5 protein-coding genes and 1 pseudogene are annotated in these 7,976 nt (G+C 72.2%); 4 read left to right on the top strand and 2 right to left on the bottom strand.

Annotation, left to right across the window (positions count from 1 at the left end):
• Window positions 1-226: 226 nt before the first annotated feature.
• The 4 genes and pseudogenes from ABZ281_RS27835 to ABZ281_RS27820 form a co-directional block, all read left to right on the top strand.
• Window positions 227-1,390 (top strand): substrate-binding domain-containing protein, encoded by a 1,164-nt coding sequence (locus tag ABZ281_RS27835; RefSeq protein WP_356659783.1) that lies wholly within the window; start codon window positions 227-229, stop codon window positions 1,388-1,390.
• 167 nt (window positions 1,391-1,557) lie between these two features.
• Complete coding sequence (locus ABZ281_RS27830; RefSeq protein WP_356659781.1) at window positions 1,558-2,661, top strand: FAD-dependent oxidoreductase; 1,104 nt, start codon at window positions 1,558-1,560, stop codon at window positions 2,659-2,661.
• Window positions 2,662-2,793: 132 nt separating this feature from the next.
• Window positions 2,794-4,197 (top strand): cytochrome, encoded by a 1,404-nt coding sequence (locus ABZ281_RS27825; RefSeq protein ID WP_356659779.1) that lies wholly within the window; start codon window positions 2,794-2,796, stop codon window positions 4,195-4,197.
• 208 nt (window positions 4,198-4,405) lie between these two features.
• Window positions 4,406-5,194, top strand: a pseudogene (locus tag ABZ281_RS27820) (MFS transporter); the annotation flags it as partial.
• A gap of 27 nt (window positions 5,195-5,221) precedes the next feature.
• Here the strand turns inward: ABZ281_RS27820 and ABZ281_RS27815 are convergent.
• On the bottom strand, window positions 5,222-7,210 hold the full coding sequence (locus ABZ281_RS27815; RefSeq protein ID WP_356659777.1) for a GDSL-type esterase/lipase family protein: 1,989 nt from the start codon (window positions 7,208-7,210) through the stop codon (window positions 5,222-5,224).
• Between the two features lie 478 nt (window positions 7,211-7,688).
• Window positions 7,689-7,976: hypothetical protein (locus ABZ281_RS27810; RefSeq protein ID WP_356659775.1), on the bottom strand; the 288-nt coding region annotated here is incomplete at its 5' end.

Below are 7,976 nucleotides of genomic sequence, written 5' to 3'. Positions count from 1 at the left end.
CCAGCAGGCCCTGCCCGACCCGCTTGCGGGTCATCTGCACGAGCCCCAGCGAGGCATCGCCGTGGGCCTGGCCGGATACGCCGCCCGCCGCCGGCTGCGCGGCGGCGCGGCCCGCGACACACCCGCCGCGCCGCCCCCGCCCTCCCCGGCGCCGGAGGGCGGCACGGCCCCGCCCTGACCCCTCCCGGCACCGCCCCGCCGCGTCGATCCCCCCACTGGAGCTCCCGTGCACCGCACCCGCAAGGCCGCACCCGCAGTCCGCACCGCGCGGCTCGCCTCCTGCGTCCTGCTGGCCACGGCCGCCGCCCTGACCGGCTGCGAACGCGGTTCCTCCGAGAGCGCGGACGAGACCGCGACGGGTGCGAACGGCTGCCCCGCCGTCCACACCCGGGCCCGGGAAGCCGTCGCCCGGGCGGAGCAGACCGACATCGCCTGGGGAGGGCCCACCGGCGGCCCCGAGGCGGTGTCCGGCAAGACCCTGGTCTTCGTCGCCCAGACCATGACGAACCCCGGTGTCGCGGGCGCCGCGAACGGGGTGCGGGACGCCGCGCGGACCATCGGCTGGAACGTCCGGGTGATCGACGGCGGCGGCACCCCGGCAGGCATCCAGGCGGCCATGAGCGAAGCCGTCGCCCTGCGGCCCTCGGGGATCGTCATCGGCGGGTTCGACCCCGACTCGACGGCCCAGCAGGCCGCCCGGGCCAATGCGCAGGGCATCGAGCTCATCGGCTGGCACGCGGTCCCCGAGCCCGGCCCCAGCCGGCAGCCCGACCTCTTCACCAACGTCACCACCCGCGTCCAGGACGTGGCCCGCATCAGCGCGCAGTGGATCATCTCCGACTCCGACGGCCGCGCCGGGGTCGTGCTCATCACCGATGCGTCGATCCCCTTCGCGCGCAACAAGTCCGACCTGATCCGCGAGGAGCTGGCGAGGTGTCAGGGCGTGCGTCTGCTCTCCGTGGAGAACATCCCGATCCCCGACGCCAGCAGCCGCACCCCGCGGGAGATCTCCTCCCTGCTCTCCCGCTTCCAGGACCGCTGGACCCATTCCGTGGCCATCAACGACCTGTACTTCGCCGACGCCGCCCCCGCCTTCCGCGCCGCCGGCGAGAAGGGCTCCGGGCCGCCCTACAACATCGGGGCCGGCGACGGCGACCCGTCCGCCTTCCAGCGCGTCAACAACGAGCAGTACCAGGCCGCGACCGTGCCCGAGCCGCTGTCCCTCCAGGGCTGGCAGATCGTCGACGAGTTCAACCGCGCCTTCTCCGGCCGACCCGACAGCGGATACGTGGCCCCCGTGCACATCGCCACGGCCGACAACAGCGAAGGCGCCTCGACCTGGGACCCGTCGGGCTACCGGGAGGCCTACCGGAAGAGCTGGGGAAAGTGACGGCCGATCAGGCTCCGATCTCTTCACGGAACATGCACGGAACCTCGGAATTCCTTTAGGTTTCAAGCGCTACTGTCGCGTCAGTCGAGTGGCCGCCGGGGGTCGATCCGAGCGGGGCCCGTCCGCGGCGGCCCTCGCTCCCCCCCCCCACGTACAGGAGACTCGGTGTGTACGACGGCGACGTAGTGGTGATCGGCGGTGGTTACGCCGGTGTCCGGCTGGCCAGACGGCTCGACGACACGGCCCGGGTCACGCTGGTGGACCGCAAGGAGGTCTTCTTCCACCGCATCGCCTCCCTGCGCGCCGGAGTGCACCCCGAGTGGACGCACACGCCCTTCATCCCCTACGACCGCCTGCTGCGCCACGGCCGGGTGGCCACCGGCAAGGCCGTCCGCATCGACACCGCCGAGCGGCAGGTCGTCCTCGCCACCGGCGAGCGGCTGCCCTACGACGTGGTCGTGATCGCCAGCGGCGCCGACTACCCCGAGCCGGCCCGCTTCACCGGTACCACCACCGAGGAAGCGGCCAAGTCGTTCGCCGAGCACCAGCGCGGCATCGCCACCGCCGAGCACGTCCTGGTCGTCGGCGGCGGCCCCGGCGGCGTCGAACTCAGCGCCGAGATCCGCCTGGCCCGCCCGGACGCCCGCGTCACCCTCGCCCACTCCGGGCCCGCGCTGCTCGACTCCACGGGCAGCGCCCGACCCGGGCGGAAGGCCCTGGCCTGGCTGGAGTCCCACGACATCGACGTACGGCTCGACTCCTTCATGTCGCCCGGCAACGACTTCGGCACGTACCGCGACGCCCGCGGCGCGATCGTCGAGGCCGACCTGTCCTTCTGGGCGACGGGCACCACCCCCAACACGCTCTGGCTGCGCCTGGCCGGACACGGCGACTGGCTGAACGGGGCCGGGCGTGTGAAGGTCGACCGGACGCTCCGGGTCGAGGGCAGGCTGGACGTGTTCGCCGTCGGCGACGTGAACGACGTCAGCGAACTCAAGATCACCCCCGCCGCCCTCGCCCAGGCGGACATCGCCGCCCACAACATCCGTGCCTATCTGAGTTCCGGCAAACACCGCAGGGAACCGCGCTTCTACCGGCCGATCCAACGCACCCCGCTCATCGTGCCGTTCGGCCCCGCCGACGGACTGACCGTGCTGCCCGTGCCGGGCGGCGAGTCCGCGGTCCTCGGCAGCCGCACCACCACCATCGCCAAGGCGAAGAGCCTCATGACGCCCTATATGCGCCGACAACTCGGTTACACCGCGGCCTGACCCGCACCCGGACCGTCCTCACCACCCACCCCCCTCGTTACCCGCGAGTTCAGCCTGGGGTAGGGTCCCCACCGTTTCCGGCTACCGGCTGATGATGTGCCGGTACAGGGCGTGTCGGAGGGTGGCAAGACGATGGAATCCCAGCGGGGTGACGGCGGACCCGTGGACCTGGACGACACGGGTCTGGAGGCTCTCGCTCCCGAACCGCTGCTGACCAGGGACTACGAGACGCGTCCCGCGCTCGTGTACGAGCGGCTGCGGCAGCAGCACGGCCCGGTCGCGCCGGTCGACCTGCTGGGGGTGCCGGCCTGGCTGGTCCTCGGCTACCGCGAGTCGCTCCAGGTGCTCCAGGACGACGACGGCTGGCCCAAGGGCCTGGAGAACTGGCGGGCCCGCTCCGAGGGCAGGGTGCCGGCCGACTGGCCGCTCGGCCCCTCCCTGGAGGTCAACCACATCCTCATCCAGGGCGGCGCCGGCTACCGGCCGCTGCGCACCGCGTGGGACGCCGCCCTCAAGCCCTTCCAGGACCCCCGCCACCCCCAGGCCAAGCGCCTGAAGGCCGCCGTCACCGCCTACGCCGACGAACTGATCACCCTGGTCGGCCAGGGCGGCAAGACCGGCGTGGCCGACCTGTCCGCGCAGTTCTCCCGGCCGCTGCCGCTGATGGTGGCCAGCCATCTGCTGGGCTTCCCCGGCTCGCAGGGCGACGACGCGCTGATGGACATGTGGCGCGTGCTCGACGCGGGCCCGGACGCCGAGGCAGCCCTGGAGCGCCTGCTGGCGACGCTGGCCGAACTGGCCGCGCTGAAGCTGGAGAAGCCGGGCGACGACTTCCCCTCGTACCTGCTGGCCGCCCACCCGGACCTGTCGCTCGACCACCTCGCCCGCGAGCTGTTCATGCTGCTCGGCATGACCTCCGACCACGTCGGCATCCTCATCTCCAACACCGTCGTGGAGGTGATCTCGGGTGAGGGCAGCGTGCGCGCCAGCCTGTCCGCCGGGATGGTCAGGGAGACCATGAACCGGGTGGTCATGCGCAAGCCGCCGCTGGTCAACTTCGTGCCGCGTTTCGCGGCCCGGGACACCCCGCTCGGCAACTACACCATCCGGGCCGGCGACCCGGCGTGGGTCTCCCCGGGCGCCGCCCACGCCGACCCGCTCTTCGCCGACCACGTCGCCTCGGGCACCGCCATCAGCACCCGGGCCCACCTGTCCTGGGGAGCCGGACCGCGCCAGTGCCCGGCGCGGGAGCTCGCCTCGGCGGTCGCGTCTGCCGGTGTGGGGCGCCTCTTCGAGCGGTTCGACTACCTCGACCTGGCCCTGCCCGCCGACCAACTGCCGTGGCGCTCCTCGCCGTTCATGCGCGGTCTGCGCTCCCTGCCCGTGCACTACGAGCTGGCCTCCGCGCCGCCGCCACGGCCCTGGGCGGAGGAACCCGCGCCGGGGGTGGCCGAGGAGGTGTTGCCGGACCCGTCCGCCCGGCAGCGCTCCTCACTGTGGCGCTATCTGACGGGCCTCATCCGCGGCGGCCGCTGAATCCGGAGGGACCGAGCCGAACGCCCATCCCGCACCGGCGTTCCTCACGGTTCCGGGATGACGCCTTCACGCCGGACGCGTGACAAACGGTGCTGGTGGGCGGCGTGCCCCTCTGGGATGCTCGTATCAGATCCCGGGACAGGGCGCGAGGGCCCGCGGGGGCCGGGCAGGTACACCTCGATGACCTGCCCGGCCGTTCTTCCTGGCGGCCTTCATCCTGATCGAGCGGCGTTCGAAACAGCCCATCACGCCGCTGCACATGTTCGCCGACCGCAACCGCGCGGGCACCTACGGCATCATGCTGTGCCTGGCCGCCGCCATATTCGGCATGTTCTTCTTCCTCACGCTCTTCGTGCAGAACGTGCTCGGGTTCAGCCCGCTCGCGGCCGGACTGGCCTTCCTGCCGGTCAGCGCGGTCATCGCCATCGGCGCCGGCTTGGCCTCACGGTTCCTGCCCGTCTACGGGCCCAAACCGTTCATGGTGGTCGGCGCGACCCTGGCGGCGGCGGGCCTGGCCTGGCTGACCCTGACCGACGTTCACTCCACCTACGCGGGCAGCGTCCTCGGCCCGATGCTCGTCTTCAGCCTGGGCATGGGCATGGAGTTCGTGTCCCTGACCCTCATGGCGCTGTCCAACGTGCCCACCCCGGAGACCGGGGCGGCCTCGGGACTCCTGAACGCCACCCAGCAGGTCGGCGGCTCCCTGGGCCTGTCCATCCTGGTGACGATGTACGGCACGGCCAGCGCCAACGAGGCGGACGAGCAGGTCCCGGGCTTCCTCCAGCAGGCGACCCCGGCCGAACGCACCCGGTTCGAACGCACCGGGCAACTGCCCAAGCCCTGGTCCGACGAGATCCTCACCGCCGGAGTGTCGGCCGCCTTCATCATGGCGGCGGTCTTCACCGCGGTCGCCGCGCTGATCGCGCTGGTCGTCATCCAGGTCCGCCCCTCCGACCTGGAACGTCTCAAGGGAGGAGCGGGCCCCGGCCCGATGTGAGGCCCGCCCCCGGACCCCTCGGGCCCGCTACGAGCCGATCCGCGCCGCGATGACCGGCGCCAGCCGGTCGGCGATGACCCGGTGCCCCCGGTCATTGGGGTGCACCGAGTCCGTCAGATCGCCCGACCCGATCCAGCCGGTCGTGTCCACGAAGGAGACCCGTGCGTCACCCCCGGCGACGGCGGCCTTCACCGCGGCCTCGGTCTGCGGGACGAACCGCCCGCGGAACGTCTCCAACGCGAAGATCCAGGCCTGTGGATACGCGGCCCGCACCTTGCGCAGCAGACTGCTGTACGCCGACTGGAACTGCGCCGAACTCACCCCGTGACCGACGTCGTTGGTGCCGAGGTTGATGACGACCGCGTCGGCCCGGTAGCGGGAGAAGTTCCAGTCGGGCGTCGCCGCGTTCGGGTTGAGCTTGGTGAACTGCCGCTCCAGCCCCACGCATCCGTCCGCCGCGGCCACCAGGCACGCCCCGCCCTGCGCGATCTGCGTGTGCTCGACGCCCAGCCGTTCCCCGATCAGCCAGCCGTACGCGGTACGGGCGTTCTGCGAGCTCGTCGTGCCCACGGTGATCGAGTCGCCGACGAACTCGACCGTCCTGGCCGGGGCCGGTGGTGCGAACGTCGTCGCGCCGCTGTCCAGGACCAGGCCCTGGAAGACGGCGTCGCCCTTGTACGACCCGGCCACCACCTGGTAGTTGACCTGGAGGGTGTGGTTTCCGGGGGAGAGCGCCGACGGGGTCAGGTTCACCGTCCCCTTGACGTCGTCGTAGAACTTCACGGGACCGTTGTCGATCCGTGCCCACAGGTCGATCGTGCCGCGCTGCTTGAGCTTGACCGTCCGGCCGGTGAAGCCGGCGCGGTAGTACGCGCCCGCCCAGTACGGGGTGTAGGCGGTGGAGGAGCTGGTCGTGTCCCAGCGGCCGACGAACTTGATGTTCGGGTCGCCGGGCTGTCCGGGGGCAGCCGCCTTCGCCGCGGCGGCGCCGCCGAGCCGGGCGCGGACGACCGGGGCCAGCCGCTCCGCGAACCTGGTGTGCCCAGCCTCGTTCGGATGCCCGTTGCCGTCCTCGTAGTGGGTGCCGTCGGTGAGCCAGCCGGTGGTGTCGACGTAGTGCACCCGCGCGTCACCGGCGCTGTTGCGGGCGCCGACGGCGGCCCTGGTCTCGGTGACATAGCGCTTCTTCAGTGTCTGCACCGCGAACAGGTGCGCCGAGGGGTACTTGGCGCGCACGTCCCGCAGGAACGTGGTGTACGCGGACTGGAAGGCGGCCCCGGACACGCCGTGTCCGATGTCGTTGGTGCCGAGGTTGATGACGACCGCGTCGGCCCGGTACCGGGAGAAGTCCCAGTTCGTGCCGCCCGTGCTCGCCGTCTTGAAGAACTGCCCGCTCAGACCGGCGCACCCCGACTGCGCGACGAGGCAGTACCCGGAGCGGGCGATCTGCGTGTGCCGCATACCCAGCCGCTCGCCGGTCTTCCAGGCGTACGAGTCCAGCGCCAGCCGGTCGGTGAGGGCCCCGGCCGTGATGGAGTCGCCGACGAACTCCACCAGCCCGGTCGGGGCGCTCGCGGCGACGGTCCGGGCCCCGGAGTCCAGGACCAGGCCCTGGAAGACGGTGTCGCCGGAGCGGTAGGTCAGACGCAGGGTATGGGTACCGGGCGACAGCGGCCGGGGAGTGAGGTTCACCGTGCCGCGCACACCCGCGTGGAACACATCGGGGCCGTTGTCGATGCTCGCGTAGAGGTTGACCGCGTTCCTGGCCCTGACCTTGACCGTGGTGCCCGTGAAGCCGGTCTGCAGATAGGCGCCGGTCCAGTTCGGCACGGCCGCGGTGCCCGCGGAGGTGTCCCAGCGTCCGACGTACGCGATGTGAGGATCGGACACCGAGCCGTCACCGGGCGCGGCCTGCGCGGGCGAGCCGCCGGTCCAGGACAGCAGGCACGCCATGAGTACGGCCGCGACGAGGGCCGGCAGGGCGCGTCTCGGGGAGGTGTGGGGGGGGGTCTGCACGGGATTCCCTTCACGTGGGGTGGTCTGGGAGCGCTCCCATAGGCAGCTCCTCGAGGGAAGCAGTGAAACGGTTCAACGTCAAGTGGTCCGTCATGCCAGGAAGTTGAGAGGCGAACTTCCGGCCGTGGCGCAGGCCGTGCTGCTCCATACGGCCGGGCGGCGGGTATCCGCGGCGCTTCTGTCGGGCGAATCTGGGGCCGCCGGCGGCCGGAACCCCCTCGGCGGCGGAACCCTCACAGGGTGAGCGAAGGAGGAGCGAGGCCTTCTGCCGCGCCCGGTCCGCCCTCCTGTCCCACTCCCGCTCGGGCCTGCGCCTCAAGGCACCCTGGCAGCGCCGCACGACCATCACGGAGCTGCGGATGTTCTGGGAGTCGATGGGGCATCGGGCGCAGCACAACGCGCGGCCGCGGTCTCGCCCGTGCCGGTCCGCGGCCTGCCCGGGGCAGCAAGGCCGGCGCGGCCGCGGCAGGGGAACGTCTTACGGCCGCGGCCGGGGGAACGTCTCCAGGGCCTCGGCCAGTCCCGCAGCGTCCGTGCCGACCTTGCGGTACACGGACGAGAGCAACTGCCGCACACCCTGCTCGGTGAGGTGCAGTGCCTTGGCGACGACCGCCGCGGCCTGGTCCCGTGCCGTCATCTCGGCGGCCTTGCGCTCCTGCGCGGTGAGTGTGTCCGTCTGTGCGTAGCGCAGGGGCAGCGGCCGCAGTCCGGCCGCGGACAGTTCCCGCCTGGCACGGGCGGCCAGGCCCTCGGCACCGCAATGCAC

The organism is Streptomyces sp. NPDC006265, assembly GCF_040613555.1.
Classification (GTDB): Bacteria; Actinomycetota; Actinomycetes; order Streptomycetales; family Streptomycetaceae; genus Streptomyces.
The sequence above is the reverse complement of the archived record's forward strand: the minus strand, read 5'-3'. Positions and strand labels throughout refer to the sequence as shown.

Bases quoted from the DNA above. Each gene is read 5' to 3' on its own strand.
- ABZ281_RS27825 (WP_356659779.1), top strand. From the start codon at position 2,794: ATGGAATCCCAGCGGGGTGACGGCGGACCCGTGGACCTGGACGACACG.